Annotated in this window: 17 protein-coding genes, 1 tRNA gene and 3 pseudogenes; 7 read left to right on the top strand and 14 right to left on the bottom strand. The window is 38.0% G+C overall.

Annotation, left to right across the window (positions count from 1 at the left end):
• Window positions 1-364: 364 nt before the first annotated feature.
• Complete coding sequence (locus tag PLEUR7319_RS0127445) at window positions 365-1108, top strand: SRPBCC family protein (RefSeq protein WP_019508438.1); 744 nt, start codon at window positions 365-367, stop codon at window positions 1106-1108.
• A gap of 44 nt (window positions 1109-1152) precedes the next feature.
• Here PLEUR7319_RS0127445 and PLEUR7319_RS36885 read toward each other — a convergent pair whose 3' ends face one another.
• The 5 genes from PLEUR7319_RS36885 to carA form a co-directional block, all read right to left on the bottom strand.
• The gene (locus tag PLEUR7319_RS36885; RefSeq protein ID WP_019508437.1) at window positions 1153-1707 is read right to left on the bottom strand and encodes an FAD-dependent thymidylate synthase; all 555 of its coding nucleotides are present in this window, start codon (window positions 1705-1707) and stop codon (window positions 1153-1155) included.
• Window positions 1691-2107, bottom strand: a complete 417-nt coding sequence (locus tag PLEUR7319_RS36880; RefSeq protein WP_019508436.1) for an HNH endonuclease — start codon at window positions 2105-2107, stop codon at window positions 1691-1693. The genes PLEUR7319_RS36885 and PLEUR7319_RS36880 overlap by 17 nt, the downstream gene beginning before the upstream one ends.
• 87 nt (window positions 2108-2194) lie before the next feature.
• Window positions 2195-2449, bottom strand: coding sequence for an FAD-dependent thymidylate synthase (locus tag PLEUR7319_RS0127430; protein WP_019508435.1), 255 nt, complete (start codon window positions 2447-2449; stop codon window positions 2195-2197).
• A gap of 2 nt (window positions 2450-2451) precedes the next feature.
• A complete protein-coding gene (gene dcd / locus PLEUR7319_RS0127425) occupies window positions 2452-3054 on the bottom strand; it encodes a dCTP deaminase (RefSeq protein ID WP_019508434.1) in 603 nt (200 codons plus the stop codon).
• A gap of 95 nt (window positions 3055-3149) precedes the next feature.
• Entirely contained in the window at window positions 3150-4289 is a 1140-nt protein-coding gene (gene carA / locus PLEUR7319_RS0127420; RefSeq protein ID WP_019508433.1) for a glutamine-hydrolyzing carbamoyl-phosphate synthase small subunit, read from the bottom strand.
• Between the two features lie 282 nt (window positions 4290-4571).
• Here carA and PLEUR7319_RS0127415 point away from each other — a divergent pair, with 282 nt between their 5' ends.
• From PLEUR7319_RS0127415 to cutA, 3 genes are all read left to right on the top strand, one after another.
• Entirely contained in the window at window positions 4572-5627 is a 1056-nt protein-coding gene (locus PLEUR7319_RS0127415; RefSeq protein WP_019508432.1) for a hypothetical protein, read from the top strand.
• Window positions 5628-6134: 507 nt separating this feature from the next.
• The gene (locus PLEUR7319_RS36875; protein ID WP_019508431.1) at window positions 6135-7088 is read left to right on the top strand and encodes a pentapeptide repeat-containing protein; all 954 of its coding nucleotides are present in this window, start codon (window positions 6135-6137) and stop codon (window positions 7086-7088) included.
• Window positions 7089-7114: 26 nt separating this feature from the next.
• Window positions 7115-7435, top strand: coding sequence for a divalent-cation tolerance protein CutA (gene cutA / locus PLEUR7319_RS0127405; RefSeq protein ID WP_019508430.1), 321 nt, complete (start codon window positions 7115-7117; stop codon window positions 7433-7435).
• A 63-nt stretch (window positions 7436-7498) separates the two neighbouring features.
• Here cutA and PLEUR7319_RS0127400 read toward each other — a convergent pair whose 3' ends face one another.
• Together PLEUR7319_RS0127400 and PLEUR7319_RS0127395 are read right to left on the bottom strand one after the other, a co-directional pair.
• A complete protein-coding gene (locus tag PLEUR7319_RS0127400; protein WP_019508429.1) occupies window positions 7499-7873 on the bottom strand; it encodes a phosphomannose isomerase type II C-terminal cupin domain in 375 nt (124 codons plus the stop codon).
• Window positions 7874-8088: 215 nt separating this feature from the next.
• Complete coding sequence (locus PLEUR7319_RS0127395) at window positions 8089-8466, bottom strand: DUF4359 domain-containing protein (RefSeq protein WP_019508428.1); 378 nt, start codon at window positions 8464-8466, stop codon at window positions 8089-8091.
• A gap of 84 nt (window positions 8467-8550) precedes the next feature.
• Between PLEUR7319_RS0127395 and PLEUR7319_RS0127390 the strand changes: the two genes are divergently transcribed.
• A tRNA-His gene (locus PLEUR7319_RS0127390) sits at window positions 8551-8623 on the top strand.
• A gap of 40 nt (window positions 8624-8663) precedes the next feature.
• On the opposite strand, the gene PLEUR7319_RS43700 is transcribed toward PLEUR7319_RS0127390, so the two are convergent.
• From PLEUR7319_RS43700 to dnaE (PLEUR7319_RS43685), 4 genes and pseudogenes are all read right to left on the bottom strand, one after another.
• A complete protein-coding gene (locus PLEUR7319_RS43700) occupies window positions 8664-10469 on the bottom strand; it encodes an LAGLIDADG family homing endonuclease (protein ID WP_371265403.1) in 1806 nt (601 codons plus the stop codon).
• A pseudogene (dnaE, locus tag PLEUR7319_RS43695) lies at window positions 10464-11582 on the bottom strand (DNA polymerase III subunit alpha); the annotation flags it as partial. The pseudogene dnaE (PLEUR7319_RS43695) and the gene PLEUR7319_RS43700, both read right to left, overlap by 6 nt.
• Window positions 11583-11609: 27 nt before the next feature.
• Window positions 11610-12803 (bottom strand): annotated as a pseudogene (locus PLEUR7319_RS43690) (LAGLIDADG family homing endonuclease); the annotation flags it as partial.
• Between the two features lie 12 nt (window positions 12804-12815).
• Window positions 12816-13949, bottom strand: a pseudogene (gene dnaE / locus PLEUR7319_RS43685) (DNA polymerase III subunit alpha); the annotation flags it as partial.
• A gap of 168 nt (window positions 13950-14117) precedes the next feature.
• On the opposite strand from dnaE (PLEUR7319_RS43685), the gene PLEUR7319_RS0127380 reads away from it, so the two are divergent.
• Together PLEUR7319_RS0127380 and PLEUR7319_RS0127375 are read left to right on the top strand one after the other, a co-directional pair.
• Entirely contained in the window at window positions 14118-14699 is a 582-nt protein-coding gene (locus tag PLEUR7319_RS0127380; RefSeq protein WP_019508426.1) for a Uma2 family endonuclease, read from the top strand.
• Between the two features lie 197 nt (window positions 14700-14896).
• Window positions 14897-15490: a hypothetical protein gene (locus tag PLEUR7319_RS0127375; RefSeq protein WP_019508425.1), complete on the top strand. Its 594-nt coding sequence runs from the start codon at window positions 14897-14899 to the stop codon at window positions 15488-15490.
• Between the two features lie 100 nt (window positions 15491-15590).
• Here the strand turns inward: PLEUR7319_RS0127375 and PLEUR7319_RS0127370 are convergent, their stop codons facing one another.
• The 3 genes from PLEUR7319_RS0127370 to btpA form a co-directional block, all read right to left on the bottom strand.
• Window positions 15591-17417, bottom strand: a complete 1827-nt coding sequence (locus PLEUR7319_RS0127370) for a hypothetical protein (RefSeq protein ID WP_019508424.1) — start codon at window positions 17415-17417, stop codon at window positions 15591-15593.
• A gap of 198 nt (window positions 17418-17615) precedes the next feature.
• Entirely contained in the window at window positions 17616-18608 is a 993-nt protein-coding gene (locus PLEUR7319_RS0127365; protein WP_019508423.1) for a vitamin K epoxide reductase family protein, read from the bottom strand.
• 169 nt (window positions 18609-18777) lie between these two features.
• Window positions 18778-19626 carry a photosystem I biogenesis protein BtpA gene (gene btpA / locus PLEUR7319_RS0127360; protein WP_019508422.1) on the bottom strand — a complete coding sequence of 283 codons (849 nt, stop codon included), beginning with the start codon at window positions 19624-19626 and terminating at the stop codon, window positions 18778-18780.
• Between the last annotated feature and the right edge of the window lie 195 nt (window positions 19627-19821).

Below are 19821 nucleotides of genomic sequence, written 5' to 3'. Positions count from 1 at the left end.
GGTGATTATATAACGCCTACTGAAGCAGTCAACATGACAATTTTTTATTTAATACATTTATTTAATAAGGTGCAATAGTTCACAGCTCATATTAAGCTATAAGATAATTAATTAATGAGCAAACTTTGCTATGTATTGCAGGTAAAAATACTTATTAAAATATTAATTTAGGAAATAGAATTTTATTGATTTATAAAATTCAAGCAATTTCTTGAGCATTAAAGATTTTAGGCTTACGCAGAGTATTTAATTTAAAGTATTCCCCATCTACTTTATATTGAGCTAAGAGCTGAGCGCAAAGCAGTTCAAATACTTGACTTGACCGAAATAGCTATCGCTATCGCGCATCAAGGCAATTCACATCATGGATGTATTGGTTACAATAGGCAAGGCTCCATCGAATATTACGGAATGCTACAAATTGATTAATAAACTTTATCGGCAAAAACATCGTTTCTTAGTTGTATTGTTCCTAGGAGCGATCGCTTTTTTGATGAGTACTATCTTTAGTTCCACCGCTACAGCCAAATTATTTGATGGTCCGGTGGATCTATTGCCCGTACAGCAAAGGGTTGACCTCAGAAAAGGTAACGTGATTTTGTTAGGTGATAACGGAAAATATACTTGTCGCGTTTTGGTAAAATCTTCAATGGACGATGCTTGGCAAGTTTTAACTGACTATGATCGTTTTGCTGAGTTTTTACCTGGGGTTTCCAGCAGCGCACTACTTGAAAATAATGGCGATCGCAAGGTATTTGAACAAACTAATAAGGTTAAAGCTCTAGTTTTCAATATTGAGTCTCGTGTCGAGATTGCCACAACCGAAACTTATCCCCAGGAAATTGCTTTTGAAGCCATTGACGGTGATTTGAAAACTTTGAATGGAAGCTGGATTTTAGAACCTGTCTCTCCATATCCTAGTGCGCCTCCAGATCAAGTTTTAATTACACATCAGGTTGTTGTAGAACCTGGTAAAACACCTAGCGATAGTCTCTTTTTTGGCATCTACGAAGACAGTTTAGAAGAGACCCTCTTAGCGATTAAACAAGAGACAGAAAAGCGATCTAATGGCGCAAATTCGGAGTTAGGAATTCAGAGTTTGGAGTGAACAGTAGGTGGAAGGTAGTGATCGGTAAACTGCGATCGCTATTCTTAATTATTAATTCCTGAATGATTAGACCAAGCTTCTATAGATATGGGCACAATTGGTTCTATTAACTCGACAATTGCCTGGGCATAAGCTCCAATTTCACTTTGCGCCCCAACTCCTAAACGCAAGCCGATGAAATTTAGCAATGCTTGCAAAGAAACTGTCCACACCCAAGATGTATAAACAGAAGGAATTAATACTCCTCTAGCTTGTTCTCTTCCGACTCCTAGCTCTAGGAGCTTAGTATAGGCTTGATAGCTATTTTCACATTGTTCTTTATATATGGCGATCGCCTGGTCGTTCAACTCTTGATCTAAGCTACCTCTAGTTGCTTGTTTGTTGTTTTTCGATTGTTTTCTAAAGGTTGGAGGAATGTAAAATTCGTTGCTATCATCAATTGCTACATAGCGAAAACTTTTCTCATTCCAGCCTAATTGTTCATCGTTATGATTACTGGCAATCACATGTTTCCCGTTGATGTTACGAGCTATTCGTTTCCAATAGCTCTCTTTATGTTTCCATAAAGACCAGACTATATCATCAACCTTCTTTTTCAAGGTAGGCTGTCGTGCGCTTCGAGATCACTTGATCTCTACTCCCCAGAGGGATAGTCGTTGCACCTTCCGATCTAAGATTGGCTTGGCTCAGGATTGCCATATTCTCTACGTCAAGAACGTAGGTTTCTCCTGAATTCACACGATACGCATCTAAAATTTCTTTTAGATGGGGCATTCTATAGCGATTAGTTTTCCTATCAAATTGAATAACTCCATTAGCAACTAAAATCATAGCTAATTTTTCAAGGTCATCATGTACTCTTCTATGTTCCTGAGTACTTTTGCAAATCACCAAATTATTAGGGTTATTATTTTGTTTATCTCCATCAATATGATGAACTAATTCATTCCTTTGCAAAGGTCTATTTAGAATAAGTTCTGCAATTAGACGATGTAACAACTCTAACTATGGGTAGATACTCTAGAATCATATTAAAAACTTGCTGATTTCAATTTTAATAGGACACTAATATATTACTATTGAGGTTTACCACTGACGACAAATGTAGAGGGGGGCTTTTACTTTGAACTTGAAGACAACTCCTCGAAAGGGACTAGTATGTTGATGTTTAATTAAGTAATTAATTAATTTAATATCTCTTTCATTTAATGAATCAGAACTCTTGGCAAAAGAAGCTCTAGCATCATTAACTATGCTCAAATCGTTACCCATAGAATCGATTAGCTCAATTCTACTTTTGCCGTCATTTAAGGGGTCTTTTGATAATTGAAGGTTATTCATGGCTAAACTTTAGGTAATGTAACTTTATTAGATTGATTTTGATATTTACCACCGCGGTCGGCATAGGTAGTTTGACAGGGTTGTCCTTCAAAAAACAATAACTGTACCACTCCTTCTGAAGCATAAATTTTGACATCAGCACTAGAGGCATTAGAAAACTCTAGAGTAATTGCTTCTCCTTTCCAAGCTGCTTCTAAAGGTGTAGTATTGGCAATCACGCCGACTCGAGCATAAGTAGATTTACCCAGACAAATTGCCGTGACATTTGGAGGCATATTGATGCTTTCTAAGGATGCCCCCAAGCCATAGCTATTGGCAGGAATAATAAAGTAAGATGAACCATCTTCATCTGTGTGTAACTCTGCTTGTTCTAAATTTTGGGGATTAAACCTTTTAGGATCTACCACTGTGCCAGGAATGTGTCTAAAGATCCGAAAATCGTGTGGTGACAGACGAATATCGTAACCATAGGAACTCAGTCCCCAACTAATAGTGGGGACTTCTTGAGCTGTTCCTAGAACTGCTTTTCTGATGGATTTTTCTTCAAAAGGAGAAATCATTCCCTGTCGGGCTTGTTCAATAATCCACTTGTCGTTTTTAATCATGTTTTAAGCAGTTTTGCCAACTCAAACTCAGTAATAAAGAAAGTAGTATAACAAGCTATTTATCAAAATTCATCAGATTGTATTTCTTTATTTTTTTAAGCATTCTTCGCTTCTCGCATTAATTTCACAAATTGGGCAAACAAATAATCTGCATCGTGAGGACCAGGACTAGCTTCAGGATGATACTGTACCGAAAAGAAGGGCAAAGTCTTATGACGTAATCCGGCTACGGTTTTATCGTTGAGATTCAAGTGAGTTATTTCAACATCTGCTCCTAAAGAATTCTCGGCGATCGCAAATCCGTGATTCTGACTTGTAATCTCCACTTGTGTTTGTAAACCTGCGGGTTGGTTTAAACCACGATGCCCAAACTTGAGCTTAAATGTCTCAGCACCGAGGGATAGTCCCAGAATTTGATGACCCATACAAATACCAAACGTTGGCTTTTCTGCCTTTAATAGCTCTTTTGTAGTAACAATGCCTTCTGTAACAGCAGAGGGGTCTCCAGGACCATTAGAGAGGAAAATACCATCAGGATTATGAGCTAGTATCTCTTCACTAGGAGTATTGGCAGGAACCACAATTACCCGACAACCATAGCTCGCCAAACGACGGAGAATATTGCGTTTAATGCCAAAATCGATCGCCACTATTGTGAGGGAGTGATCTTGAGCAGTTGCAGCAGCAAATTCCCACTCAGCGTCTGTCTCCTCCGACCACTGATAAACCTCACTTGTGGTTACGTTTTTGACTAAATTTAAACCAGTCATATCTGGTGCTTGTTGCACTAAATCTAGTAATCTTTGAGGATCGAGAACTTCACTCGATACCCCGCCATTAATTGCGCCATAATCTCTTAATTTACGGGTTAAAGAACGAGTGTCAATGCCATAAATTCCAGGGATATTTCTCTCTTGAAGATAATCTGGCAGAGATTGGGTAGAACGCCAGTTACTAGGGCGAGAAGCAATATTACGAGCGATTACAGCTTTTGCCTGGACAGTATTTGATTCTTCGTCAGTAGGATTTACTCCCGTATTACCGAGTTCAGGATAGGTAAAAGTAATGATCTGACCAGAATAACTAGGATCGGTTAAAACTTCCTGATATCCTGTCATTCCTGTATTAAATACCACTTCTCCCACGGCAGTTCCTTGGGCGCCAAAAGACCAACCAGAATAAGAAGTTCCATCAGCTAAAACGAGTAAGGCAGGTTTGGCATTGGGTTTGAGCATATTCACCATTCGGTTTATGATCTTGACTAAATTACTCTAATCAACAAGTAAACAAGCAATTCTTGGCTAAATAAAGACTTTTTTCCCGAGAAAAGCAAAAAAAATATTATGTTGACTCTAGTTAACATTACCAAGATTAACCCAACAAGATAAACTATTGAAATAACGTTGATGACATTAGTTACGAGTTTTTGATCCTTGCGGATTAAATTATATCGTTACTGATAATTGATCTTGTTATCATAAGCAAAGCCAAACTAGCGCGAGTTTGATTAAGAAAGCATGAGTCCAAGAAAATTAACTGAAGACGATAAGCAAAATATTCTTAAGCTATATCGTAATTCCGAAGCTACTACCTCAACGTTGGCAAGTCGCTATGAGGTCAGCAGTTCTACGATCAGTCGCTTTCTTAAAAATAAGTTAACCCCAGCAGAATATGAAGATTTAATTCAGCAGAAACGTTTGGCGCGGACTCCACGAGGAGAAAAATCAACTCCTAAAGTGGAGCAGACTGCTACTAGCACTAAGAAAAAATCTCCATCTAAATCGACAAAAACTAAGCCGAAAACTGTACCCGATCAGACGGAAGAAGTAGTTGCGGATGAAGATGCCAATGTTGCGGATCTAACAATCGATTCTGCTGCTACAGATCCTAAATCAATTCCTGTTCGTCGTCGTCGTTCTTCAGTTAATCTTGAGCAAGAAGAGTTTATCGAGGAGTCAAAGCTTTCCGAATTGGCAATTGAGCAATCGAACGATGACACATCTGAAGTCATAGCAACCGATCGCCCTTCCACAACCCTAAGCGATCGCGGTCCAATTCTGAAGACAGATCGTGTTGATCTTGAAGAGCAAGATGAAGATGATGAAGATAACGAAGTTGAAATCATTACCCTCAAGGAGATGCTGGGGGAAGACTTAGAAGATATTAATGAAGAGGAGGATGACGAGGATGATGAAGATGTGTGGGAAGACGATACTGAGGAAAGTATAACTTTTTCCCGCAATAGTGAAAGTTTTAGTGATATTCAAATTCTTCCTCTCTCGAAAGCTTCTCTTCCGAGAAGTTGTTATTTAGTTATTGATCGTTCGGCAGAGTTAATTGTTAAACCCCTAGCTGATTTTGCTGACTTAGGATTAATTCCTCAAGAAGAAACAAAACAAAGAACTCTTCCTGTGTTTGACAATCATCGTATCGCTAAACGCTTTTCTCATCGGCGCGAGCGAGTGATCAAAGTTCCCGATAGTCGAATGCTTCAAAAGACCTCCCGCCATCTTCAAGACAAAGGAATTACGAGACTCTTAATTGATGGACAAATTTATTCTCTTTCTAGTTAGTATCAATATCGATTTAGTTAATTCAAAAATACATTTTATCCAAAAAGCTTTTAGCTTCTAGCTATTAGCTTCTTGATGTAGTCACTCTTTGCTGGAAACCAACAAGACCGCGCTACATCGCTTTTAGCTCTAAAGATTACTTAAGTTAATAGCCAAGAGCTTGTAGCTACGGCGTAGCTGTTTTATCCAAACCTAATATTGCTTTACAACAGTCAGAATATGACTGTTTTTTAATTTGTAATCAATAAGTCATTTCAATTTAGATTGAGACAACTATTTATTGCTATGAGAAGGGTTCAGCCGAAAAAGTGTTCCATTATTATTTGAAATGACTATAATCACATAATTAATAGATAACAAAATCCATAAAAAAAAATACATCGATACAAAATTTATTATTGATCTACCCTCAATCAAAATGTAGGTAATAATATTAATTGTCTGCTCAAATAATACGTGGCAATTAAGATTGGCTATATATACCTGAAATTAGAATTGATAATAACCATGAAAGTTAATCAGCTATTAAAGTTTTACGAGCAAGGTTATCGAGACTTTACGGGAGTAGATTTACGGGGAGAAGATTTATCAGGAGTAATGTTAATTTCCGTCAATCTAACCGGAGCTAACCTTATGGGTGCTAACTTAAGTCGTGCATTCTTAACGAAATCTGATTTGAGCGAAGCAACTCTCAATTGGGCAAACTTTAGTTACGCCAAAATGAGTGAAACCAATTTAACAAAAGCGAATTTAACAAAGGCGAATTTGACTGGTGCTTTTATGGTTAAATCGCAATTAGTTGAGGCGCAACTTAGTGGAGCGAATCTTTCTCATACTAATCTTAGGAGTGCTAACTTATTCGCAGCCAATATATGTGGCGCTAAACTACAAAAGGTTAATTTAAGACAAGCTAATTTGAATCAAGCCAATTTTAATTGGGCGAATTTATACGAAGGAAGATTAACAGGAGCGCAGCTACAAAATATCTCTTTAACTGATGTTAATCTTAGTCAGACATTTATGATCGATGTTGATTTAAGTGGTGCTGATTTAACGGGAATTAACTTGACTCAAGCTAAACTGGCTCGGGCTAATTTAAGCAATGCCAACTTAAGCAATGCTAATTTAGCCAATGCTCTACTCAAAGAAGCTAATCTCTGTAACGCTAACTTGAATAATGCCAATTTAGCCAATGTCCGACTTCAAAAAGGTAATTTAAATCACGCCAATTTAAATCAGGCTAATTTGAGTAGTGCTAGCTTATGTGGAGCTTCTTTTAAGCAGGCGAATTTAAGTAATGCTAATCTAACTCAAGCAGATATTAAAAATGCTAATTTTGAACTCGCGGTTTTGCAGAACACTATCTTAGATAAGACTCCATTAGTCGAAAGAAGTTTTTTATATTCAGCTAAAAAAATCAACTATGTTCATTCCCTTCAACATCGAGTACAGACTGCTTAATTGACTTAATTAACAAGACTATAGAAATGAACTCTAATAACTACGGTGTAGTTTTTGTAACTTTTCCTTCATTAAAAGAAGGAAAAGAAATTTCTCAAAGCTTACTTGATTCTAAACTAGCAGCTTGTATTAATTTGTTTCCAGTTAATTCTCTGTATATTTGGCAGGGAGAAGTAAATGATGAACAAGAATATCAATTAATCATTAAAACTGACTTGAGTAAGTTTAACGAGTTAACAGCCCAAATAAAAACACTTCATAGTTACGAAGTGCCAGAGATTGTTGCGCTTCCGATTTGTAATGGCTCAGCATCATATCTTAACTGGCTTGGTGAAAGTCTGAGGTAACAAGGATATTTTTATTTTTTGGTTGTATTAGATGATTATCAGCAAAAATTTTGTATTTTGAGCTTAATCATCAAAACGAATAATGTCGTCATCCCCTAGATATTCGCCATTTTGTACTTCAATCATCACTAGAGGAATTACCCCTGGGTTCTCTACTCGATGGGCAGTGTTCATTGGTACATAGGTAGACTGATTTTGCATGACTAAAGTTTCTTTACCGTTGCAAATTACTTTGGCTGTCCCAGAAACAACAATCCAATGCTCACTGCGATGATAGTGCATCTGGGTGCTCATGTGTTCTCCTGGTTTAATTTCGATGCGATTAATGCAATATCTTTCACCTTTATCCAAAGATTTTACTTTTCCGTAAGGGGGATTGCGGGTTGCTTCCTGTTTAGATTTAGATAGAATATTTTTGGCTTCGTTTGCTTCACTCATAATCAATTCCGGCTTTTACGTTATATATTATTGCAGTTTGGTTAAATATAGTAGCTTGACCATCTGAATTCAGAACTCAGAATTCAGAATTCAGAATTTAGGTACAAGCCCCGTCCTTAAGGACGGAAGAGGTTTGGGAGAGGTTCAAGCCTTCTTCCAAACAACTCTGAATTCTGAATTCACAATTCTGAATTCGAGCGAAGCGACTTGACCCATCAAAGTTTTTTGGCTTGGTAGGTATAATAATTACCTAGTATCCCAAGAGTTTCCAAATGATAACTTGGTAGAGGCGAAGGCAGAGGTATATCTGCTTGATAAATACTAAATAACAAGAAGTTTTGTCGTTGTGTTTGTTGATTGACAACTTGAGCTAAATAAGGACTAGCAGTATTAATTAGAATATGACACTGACCTTCTAGCCAGGGGTTAACTTCTTCCCTAACCTGTGAGCAAACCTTGTCCTTGAGTTTGGTTTTGAGAGTAGCGTCTGCATACTTTTGATAACCTTCTTGCCCTGGGTTGGTAAAAAAAGCGATCGCACCTAACCCCAGAGTAATCATTCCACCAACACTTATAATTCTCAACCTTGTCATGCAGTTTGATTGTAGTTTTTTCAATTTTAAACTATGGAATATAAATCTTGGTAATGGTGCTATAATATCTAAGCGATATATATGGCGGGCGTAGCCAAGTGGTTAAGGCAGTGGTTTGTGGTACCACCATTCGTGGGTTCAAGTCCCATCGTCCGCCCTAAAAATAGATTTTAGAGACTCGATCAGTGTAAATTGCTTTACCCTTTTAATGCTTCAGCAGATTGAACTAGAGGGTCGGCGGGGTTTCCCCGACGGGACCAATCAAATTGTTGAATTTCCTTTAGTTCTAGACCTAGTTCAAATATTTCATCGATTGGTAACATTTGTCCTTCAACAGTCATGAATTTATGATCTTTAGTGGCGCGAATAGTTGCACCATTATCTAGAGTATATTCAAAAACTTCTTGTATGCCGCGGTCGTGCCATTGGACTATCGGTTGCGAGTAAACCAAACCGTTTTTATCTACGGTCAAAACTGTACATTTAATTCTGGACTCAACTATTTTGCCAATCGGTAATGCTCCATATTCAACGGTATATATTTCCGTGTCATAACTAAGACAATACTCGGCAAACAATACCATTTGATCGAATAGTTCATTTGCTAATTCTTTTCTGACTCCATTTTTAGCCGAACCATCAATAAACTTTTCTCGATGCTTTTCCATCTCCGCTAATTTCTTTTTTCCCATGCAGTTGTGGGTAATAAAGTCATTAGCAATAAAGTTATGATGTTCGGGAATAGTTAAATCGAATACTTCTTCTTGACCCACATATTCAATACTAACTATTTCATCCCAAAATACTTCTGAGTTGGCAATACTATCTAACCGTTGGCTATTGAAAGCTTTAGCAAAGTTTTGTACTCGATGTCGTGCTAAACTTTGATTTGGTTGTTTGAAGTTTAAGCCAGATGACATCGTTCCCTTTGCTAAACCTACAGCCATATCTATCTCTTTCCAAGTCATACCGCTCGAATATTTTTCGTCCCGGATTAAATGAATGACATCGCTAGGAACTGTATGCTTAGAATTGCACTTAAGTTTATGTTCTACTACTTGGTAACAAGCTGTTGCTTGCTGAGATTTAATATTACTCAGATAAGGTTTAATAAGTTCACAGAACTTACTAACTTCTTCTCTTCCCGTTACTTGAGCACGGTAAGAAATATAAGGCTTGTTGTTATAGGTAATTTTCTTGACGTTAAATAAAGCTACAATTCCCAAACGTAATAAAAGATGCTGTATTTGTTCCACTAAAACTTTAGAAGTAGAATTATAAGCAGTGTGTCCTGTTTTATTGTCGAAACTACCATCAGTTGACCATAAAGTACCTAAAAATAGCTGCAATTGCTGTTTTGATAAGCTAAATACCCATTGAGGAATTTCTTTGTCCCTTGAATGAGCGCGTTTAACATTACTATCCACCCATTGATTAAACTTACTTAAGAAACCAATTCGAACATAATGAACTGTTTTTTGATTAGTATGTGTCTGAGAATCTATTGGTGCAAAAGAACCGAATAGTTTATTACAACATTGACTGAAATCTTTAATTAGCTGTAGATCGCTATTACAAAAATAACTATTGGAGGGAGATTTAGTAGATAAATGTCCATCACCGATTAAATAGGCGATTAATTTAATTTTTGCTGGGGAAACATTACTAAAATGACTTATGGGCAAGTTTTTAGCCAATCCAATGCGATCGCCCGTCGTGAAATCTTCTAATTTTTGCCAACCTAATAAAGTATAGAAAAGATGATCTTTAGTAGCTTTGATTTTACGATTTGTTCTGGTAGTTATTTCCCAAACATCTTTAACACCATTGGGATAAATTGCCTCTATTAATTGTGACTCAATCTTCTGATTTGTTTGATTAAGAGTAAATATCTGTTTGTCGAGCCAATGTTCAGGGTTGCTTGCTATTTCTTTTAAAGTTACTAATTGTCCTGTCTCAGTATCAATTACCATTGTCGAGCCAGATAAACACCTACGGAGCAAATCAGCTTCTCCTAAAGAATAGCCTGCTAATTCTTGAGCAATCTTCATGATCTGCTCTTGATAGACAATTACGCCGTAGGTTTCTTTGAGGATTGATTCTAATAAGGGATGTTGGTAACTAACTTTTTCTCGACCATGTTTGCGATCGATAAAAATAGGAATTAATCCTGCATCTAAGGGTCCTGGACGATAAAGAGCTGAAATAGAGGAAATATCTTCAATTCCTGAGGGTTTTAAGTCTCTAGTAATCTGTTTCATGCCGTCAGATTCTAGTTGAAAGATACCTTCTAAATTTCCAGCCCGGAATAGTTTATGGGTTTCTTGAATATCCGCAGGAAGTTTCTTCTGTTTCCCTTTGGCAATAATTTCCAGGGCTTTACGTTCATCTAGAGGAATTTGGTCTAAATCCAACGCAATTCCTTTAGTTTTCTGAACTAAATTAGCAGCTCGCTGAATAGTAGTCAGATTTTTTAAGCCCAAAAAGTCCATTTTTAATAGACCTAAAGCTTCAATATCCTCCATATAATATTGTGTAATTACTGAGCCATCATTATTCTTCTGTAAGGGCACAATTTCGTCTAAGGGTTTGGAAGAAATTACCACTCCCGCAGCATGAACTCCAAAGGTTTTATTGGTTCCTTCGATCCGTATTGCCATATCAACCCAGTTACGAATTTTAACTGAGCCAACTTCTTCTTTATTGTCGTTAAAAATTTTGACACTTTCTTTCTCGTATGCTTGCTTGAAAGCAGGCTCGGGAGTATCTTCCGAGATCATTACCTTGAGTTTGGTTGGTTTGCCACGCACCACAGGAATCATCTTGGCAATGCGATTTTGATCCCCAAAATCAATCCCCAGTACCCGACCTACATCTTTGAGTACCGCCTTGGAAGTCATGCGGTTAAAGGTAATAATCTGGGCGACATTTGCCTCACCATATTTTTCGGTAACATACTTGATCATGTCGCTACGGCGATCAGGACAAAAATCCGTATCTACATCAGGCATGGATTTTCGTTCAGGATTGAGAAAACGCTCAAACAGTAACCCATGATGGATCGGATCGATGTTAGTAATTTTGAGGCAATAGGCGACTAAGGAACCTGCTGCGGAATTGTGAATCGCGATCGCATTTCCTACATAGGAAGTATCTTCAGGAACAGTAATGTCATACACTTTCCCTGTATGGTGGAATTTAGTTATCGATCTAATTTTTAGATAGATATAGCGATCGTCTACAAAAAAGCTATCGTTGCGATAGAATTTCTGCTGTTTGATACCGATGGGAAAATCAAGAAAGTCGGCATTCCAATCTAATAGTTGTTTGCCCGATAATTTAACCGAGTATTCTGGCTGCCAATCAATATTTTGCTTGTGCTTTCTGACAATAATTGATGCCCAATAGCCAAAGCGAGCAAGTAATAATCTTAACTGAGAAGATAGTACTTTAGATGTGGTTGTATATTTAATGCAGAGGGTTTTTTCTTTATTTCCTGCATGACCATCACCACGAAATAGGTAGGCGATTAAAATTTTAACTAATTCCGATCTACCGTGAGTAATAATTTTGTTACAGATTCGTTTGTTATTTGCCCCTTTCCCAGCTAAAGCAGTTAGAAACTCACCGACAATTCGGGAGTAACAAAAGACTTGTTGAGAATAGCGAGTTTTATGAGGAATAATTGTAGCTTCTAAACCAAAAATGCGCTCGATTAGAGAGACAATTTCTTCCGCATAATTAGTTTCAGCTTTTGATAAGCCAAAACCAACAGCACATTCTCTTTCTCCCAGTCTCGACCACCCTTCTGCGATGTAATAACCTAGCAATCGCGCAAAATCCTCATTGAATTGAATATATCGAGGAATCTTTTTGGTGGCTAAATGATTTGTGCCGATTTCATACCAAATAGATTTATCATCGAAATATAAATAATCTTTTTGTTCGACAAAATCTAATACGTCAAAAGTAATTTCTGATTCGGCAGAAGATACTCGCGGAAAAACCACAAAATCATTTTCTTTGAGTTTTCCTGCTTCAATCCATTGCAAAGAATAACTTTCAAAAGGTTTAGGTGTACAGTACCGATCGCAAGTGGGTTTGCAAACCGTAGCCGTCTTAGCACTGTTAACTACACAATCTTCAGTTTTAACCGCCCAAATTTTATGATCTTGAGTTAAAGCTAAATCTAGATTACTAACTTTTAATCTAACAATTTCCTCATCGCAATCATATTCATGCTTTTGGGTAATTGTTTGTAAATTTCCTTGGTGGGTAATTATTTCTTGCCCTACTTTAATATCTTTAATTGCTATCTCTTTACCGTTAGATAACATGACCTGAGTATCCCCTAATACGCATCCCCTACCAGGTCCCACGGGGATATTATTGTCTCGAGCGTATTTAATATAATCCCAAACCACTAAAAAATAAGTAGAAAAACCCTTTTCCTGCATCACCTTGAGTTCCACTTCCAGTCTTTGCATATACTCAGGAGGAACTTCAGTGTGATTACGACACTTGAGTCTTTCTAGTAAACCTTTACGGGTAACTTCTTCTAGATAACTATCAGCGGTATGTCCTAAAGGAACTGGGTAATCAGGAATACGAGGCTCGCCTAAAATATTGTAGGGTTGGACTTTTTCGGCAACTTCTACAGTATTGGCGATCGCCCTTTCAATGACATCATCTTCTAGGTGATCTCGAAATAGCAGTTTCATCTCCTCGGCAGATTTAAGATACTCTGTACCGCTATAGCGCAACCGTTTATCATCGGTAATTCTTTTTTGGGTCAGAATGCACAATAACGCGTCGTGGGCTTCCACGTCATAACAGGAGATAAAGTGGGAATCATTAGTGGCGACAATTTTAATACCTAATTTACGGGCAATATTGACAATTGCCACATTGACGATCCGATCTTCTGGCGACCCGTGATCTTGTATTTCTAGGTAATAATCATCTCCAAATAATTTTTGATACCATTTGGCTACTTTCTCCGCGTGAGCTAAATCTCCTTTTAAAATTGCTTGAGGAACTTCTCCTCCCAAACAAGCACTGGTAACAATCAATCCTTCGTGATATTTCTCCAGTAATTCTTTGTTGATACAGGGACGAGCAAATATACCACTACCCTGATAACCTTTCAGGTGGGAAATCGTCGTTAACTTAACTAAGTTTTTATAACCTTGGGTATTTTTTGCCAGTACTACCTGATGATATTTACGATGGCGTTTTTTCTTTTCGGTGATGTTAACTTCTATGTCGCCATTAATCACATACATTTCGTTGCCAATAATCGGCTTAATACCCTTATTGCGGCAGACTTTGATTAGCTCGATCGCCCCATACATCACTCCATGATCCGTTAACGCGATCGCTGGCATATTTAATTCTAAAGCGCGGTCAATTAATTGGGGTATCTGGGATGCACCATCGAGCAAGCTATAGTCGCTATGAATATGTAAGCCAACAAAAGACATATTTTCAGTAAGCAGTTATCAGTAAGCAAATATCCATTATTAACGATTTATTACTGTTGTGGGGCGAGGGAATAAGAATATTTAATTTAGACTGGAGGCAGGGGAGGGCGATCGCTATAAAAATCTACTGGATATATAAAATAAATAAAAGAGATTCAAGTAACAACGATGGAAGCAATTTCCGTACCCAAGGGATTCAAAGTAACTCCAGAACAATTCGATTGGCTAGCTGATGTCGAACAAATAGCAAGAATGGAGTTGACTCAAGATGGAGAATTGATTGTCATGAGTCCTACTGGTGGTGAAGCAGGGAGAAAGAACTTTAATTTATATTTGGATTTGGGTAATTGGAATCGTCAAACAAAACTTGGTGAGGCGTTTGATTCTTCAACTATTTTTGTCTTGCCTAATGGTGCCAGAAGAAGTCCAGACGTTAGCTGGATTGAATTAAATAGATGGAACAATCTTACTTTGAAAGAAAAACAAGGTTTTCCTCCTCTTGCTCCCGACTTTGTAATTGAACTGGTAAGTCCAAGCGATTTAAAAAATCAACGATATGAAGATTTACAGACGAAAATGCAGGAGTATTTAGATAACGGTATAAGACTTGGCTGGTTAATCGAACCATCAGCAAAAACAGTAGAAATATATCGTCTTAACCAACAGGTAGAAATTTTAAACAATCCTCAGACTTTATCAGGAGAAAAGGTATTACCTGGGTTTATTTTAAATTTAAGTGAGATTTTTTAGATACTTTTTCTTTTGTTGATCGCCCCATACATCACTCCATGATCTGATAAAGCGATCGCTGTCATCTAATTATCATAATCAAGATCTGCAACACAGCCGTTTAAAAATGTTAATAGTCAAAATATTTTACAAACAAAGATATCTTACTAGAGAGTTTTATACTAGGAGGACATCAAAAAAAAGTTCTAACTCATGCTATGACTGGAAAAAATACTTGGCTTACCACCGAGAATTCTACTCCTAAAGAATTTTTGGATCAATCTAATTCAGAATTTTCCTTAAATGACTTAGTTTGGAGGAAAGTTGATAACTTTAAACATAATCAAATTCTAGAAGTATTAGATATTTGTCAGAAATACAACGAATTAGATGTTAACACTTTTGTAGTAAGAAGTCAGGAAAATTTGACAATTTGGATTGAGGAAACATCAAAATTACCCTCCAGCCATAATAATCCAAATACTAAGGTCAACAAAGATCAAACTGTACTGCAGACCCCTCAATCAATTTCTACCAAAACAGTAGTAAAAGATTTTCAACCAATTCCTACTCAAACGGTAAGACAAAATTCTCAGTCAATTCCTACTGAAAAAGTTACCAGAAAATATCGTGGTCAGATGTATGAAGAAGAACAATTAGCATCCAATCATGATTCAATTCCAACTAAAACAGAGATTAAGAAATATCGCGGTAAATTGTATGAGGAAGAAATAATAGATTGGACAAAAATGCAACCACCAAGTCCACAAAATAAGCCTCGCCGTAAATATAGAGGACATTACATTGACTAGTTGCTAGTTGCTTGAAAGTAACTCAACTGACCAGATAACTCTTAATTTTCAGTTTATTTTTTTGTGAGAAAAGACCCTCGCGTCCCGCGACGGGAAAATGTCAAAAGGAAAAAGGAATGGATAAACCAACCCCAACGCCGACTTCGTTGTTTTCTCTTACTCTTAATTGATGCCAAGTAGAAGACCCAACACGGTTGGTTAAGAACAACTCTAAATAAGGGTCGCTATTATCAGTAGCAGCTTCTCGATTCAATAAAGACAATGGTGTCCAGCGCGCTCCGATTGACCAAGGAATTTTATCTTCCAGTTGTCCATCAATAAAAGCATTTCCCTCTCCGGCAAAGTTTACTCCCACTTCGCCGATCAAATTAATCTCTGAGCTAAGAGCAATCGAAGTACCAAGATTAAATCCTCCTATTTCTAATCCTTGGCGTTGGACGTAACCTAAAATTGGTGTCGCCCAAACTGCTGTCCCCTTACTTATTTCATAATGAATAGGCAGAGAAATGGTAAAAATTATCAGCTTACCTTCAAATCGTTCATCTCCTCCGGGAGTGAAGAAAGGAACACTTTTATTCAAGTCAAATCTTTCAAAGGCATTTGTGTCGTTCTCAATGAAATTGATAAAGGGTTCGTTTGTCAGACTTGCAGTAGCGGCAACACTAAGAGTTACTGGGGCATTCTCCTCTTGATTTAAGAACCTCACTTTACCGCTAATACCTTGTTCTGATTCATCTATTTCTCCCGCTACATAATCGAGGAAAATTCCCGCTTCAAAATCTTTAAGTAAACCAAAGCGAAGTGCAGTCAAAACACCTTGGCTACCACCCTGTAGTTGAAAGGCAAACTTACCGCTAGGTAATGTTCCACCATCAAAAAAGCCCAAACCGTCAGTAGTTAAAGATTGTGTCTCGTTTTTAGTTGCTTGAAAACTATCTCCATAGCGACGATTTGCTTTAAATACATCAGGCATAAATACTAAATTAGCTCCCAAACCCATAAAATCTCGATCGGCAGTCAGAGAAAGGGGGGCATAACTAGCAAAGGTATTGGAGGCATAAACATCCAATGCTAGACGAGGATTGGTTAAATAACGTAGCCCTGCATTATAAGCGATCGCCTTATCGGGATCGCCTGAATCTCGATTAATGCTGTTATTACCTGTTAGAGGGAAAAATACATCACCAAAAATAGATAATCTGGAATTTACTCGATAAGAAACACCACCACCTAAACCCAGAACCGTGCCAAAAGAACTTTCGTCATCATCCGGCAGACGATGAAAAAAAACGGCACTCTCATCTTTAAAGAAGGCCAAAGTCGGGGATAAGTTAAATTCCCAGCGATCGCCAACACTAGCAGAAAAAGGTACGGCAAGAGAGACAAAAATATCACGATTGTTGATTTCCGTAACTTCCTGGTCTCTGGTAAACATAAACCCCCTGGTTCCCCAAGAGGCAGATAGCACACCACTCAAAGATTGGGTTTGAGCTTGATTACTCCAAAGACGCTGCTTCAGTTCCAGCGCTGCTTCATTATCTTCTGTTCGTTCTGAAGTAAATTCCCCTTGTCTAACCGGGGAACTACTGTCAACATGCTGAAATTGCAATGTTAGTTGCAAATCGTCTGTGATCCCCCAACTAAAACCAGTATTAAAATTGACGGCACTGTCATTATCATCGACCCCATTCTCAACCAGATCGGGGAAGAAGAAGGTACGGGTATTTAAATTGATTAAAACTTCTCCTTGACCCAAATGCTGAGCTGTTGGTTGAGAAAATAACTGTTTTGCCAAAGGAGTAAAAGTTATTCGAGCCTGATTTGATTCTTGATTGGATAAATTTTCTGAAGATTGAGCTTGAGCGATAGATGTTTTGGATAGGAAAAAAATAATCGAACTAACCAGCCCCAATAGCAGTTTATTCATGCGATCGCCTTCTACTCCCCACTAAATTGAAAACCACTGCTAGTTTCAATAAGTCGATTAATGAGACCAATAAAATTAACGCCTCTGTCGACTTTAATTTCAACTATATCGAAGTAGATTCTAGCAGCTTGCTGGTTTAAATCTTGTATAAATCAAAGATCAGAAGTAGAAATTACGGTGATGAGGAGAAAGATAAAACTACAATTTATATTTAAAATTTTTGTCGCCCTGATATTTAGATAATTCAGCTAATTCGGCTAGAGTTTTTGTTCCTGGGTAAAACTGACCATCAATTTCCCAAGTAGGGAAAGATTGGATTCCTGCTGCCATACAAACATCTCTTTGAGGATTTTTGCCCTGATTGTCGCATTCAATATAATTAATTTCACTAAATGCATCTTTCCCAAACAACTGCTTCTGTTCATAGCAGTGAGGACACCAAAACGCACCATATTTTTTCGCTCCAGTGGCAGTTAAATGTTTTGCCAAAGCGATCTCTGCTTCTTCAGATGTAGTGTTAATTTCCCAGCCGATAGGCGGTTTCGGATCTCCTACTGGTTCTGGAATAGCAATTAAACCATCGGCATCCACTACTTCTTCCTGGGATCCATTAGCTTGGGCAATCGAAGAATTGACGTTAGAGTAAATACCTAAAGTCACTACTATGGTAAGCAGCGCTACGATAACTCCGGTAAACAATATTTGTCCTAAATCTTCCCAATCTCTACCAGTAATCGTCAGTACCAATAAGCTGAGAGAAAATAATGCTGAGCCAATACAGTAGGGACATACTGCCTTAAGTTCTGTAGCTAAGACATACATCAAATAGCCGCTAAAGACTGTCATGGCAATACTGCCAGCCAGCAAAAGCCACCAAGTAAGGTTTTCGAGCTGTTTTTTCAGATCCTTTTTGCCATCAGCACCAATTGCCAGGGGAACCAGGGCAAAAACCGCCATACTGATATAGGCCATACAACCAAATAAGCTTAAGGGCAAACCAAAAACTGTGGCATAAGCACTATCTAATACTCCACCACAGCCAGCAGCAGCATCAGCAGAGCAAGCGGGACCGCCTCCAGTTAATTTGGTGATAGTTAAATATGCAGTCAGAATTGCTCCCGCAATTGCTATTGCTCCAATTATCGGTCGTGACCAGCGGTAAATCCAGGGTAAAGAACGTCGGCGGCGCATAACTAAATATCAATCGATAGGTTCATTATTAGATAAAAGCTGTTAGCTCTTAGTTCTTAGCTTCTGGGAGACAAATTATCTCTTGAACTACTAATAACTGACGGCTAATAATCAATAGCTTTTTTATTGTCCAAATTATAGCTTGTGTTGAAATTCAGCTTGTGTTGAACTAATTGAATTGTTTAATCGAGGTATTTGACTTTACTTTATTTTCCTGTTTCACAGTTGATTTTGCGGCTTCCACAAATTGAGACACTCGAATGGGATCAATAGTTTCACTGATTTTGCCATAGCGTTTGAGAGAGCTAGAAACAATTACGCCATCTGCTGCTTGCATCAGTTGGGGGATATTCTCCCAATTAGCCCCACTACCAATAAATACAGGAGTATCAGCAGCGGCGGCAGATGCCAATTCCAAATCTTCTTGGGTAGGAGGACTACCCGTTGCCCATCCCGAGAGAATTACTCCATCTGCTAATCCCCGTTGAATAGTGTCCTGCACAGCAGTAGTTAAATTAGGTGTACCCAAAGGACGGGCATGTTTGACTAAGACATCTGCCAAAATAGCGACTTCTGACCCTAATTCCCGACGGTATCTGAGTAATTCGTGGGCTTTTCCTTCAATTATGCCCTGGTCTGTTGCCATAACTCCCGTTAAGACATTTACACGAATAAACTGAATGTCGGTACAGCTAGCGATCGCCATAGCACTTCGGGCATCGTTACGCAAAACATTGATCCCCATCGGCAGCATGACCATACCTTTTAAGCGATCGACGATCAGGGTCATGGCACTGACCACCGCTGGATCGACACACTCTTTAGAAAAAGGAGCATCAAAAAAGTTTTCAATAATAATGCCGTCAACTCCACCTGCTGAAAGTGCAGTTGCTTCTTGTTCGGCTCTAGCAATCACCTCTTGAAGCTTACCTTTCCAACGAGGAGAAGTAGGCAAAGGAGATAAATGAACCACACCAATTACCGGATTATTTGCTTTAAAAATTTGTTTTAATTCCACTTTTATTTCTTTGACTCCACCATGCCAGTTTTTTCTCCTCTTCAAAAGTTATTATTATCTCAGACAAAGCTTGATACTGTACACACTTCCATCAGGTCTGATTTCTCAGTGATTTTGGAGATAGAGGTCGGGATTTTGATACTTTTAATTTCCCACTGATGGTTTTATCTGTTAATATATTTTAACGAAAAGGTT

Origin of the sequence: Pleurocapsa sp. PCC 7319 (assembly GCF_000332195.1) — a bacterium.
In the GTDB taxonomy this organism is placed as follows: domain Bacteria; phylum Cyanobacteriota; class Cyanobacteriia; order Cyanobacteriales; family Xenococcaceae; genus Waterburya.
The sequence above is the reverse complement of the archived record's forward strand: the minus strand, read 5'-3'. Positions and strand labels throughout refer to the sequence as shown.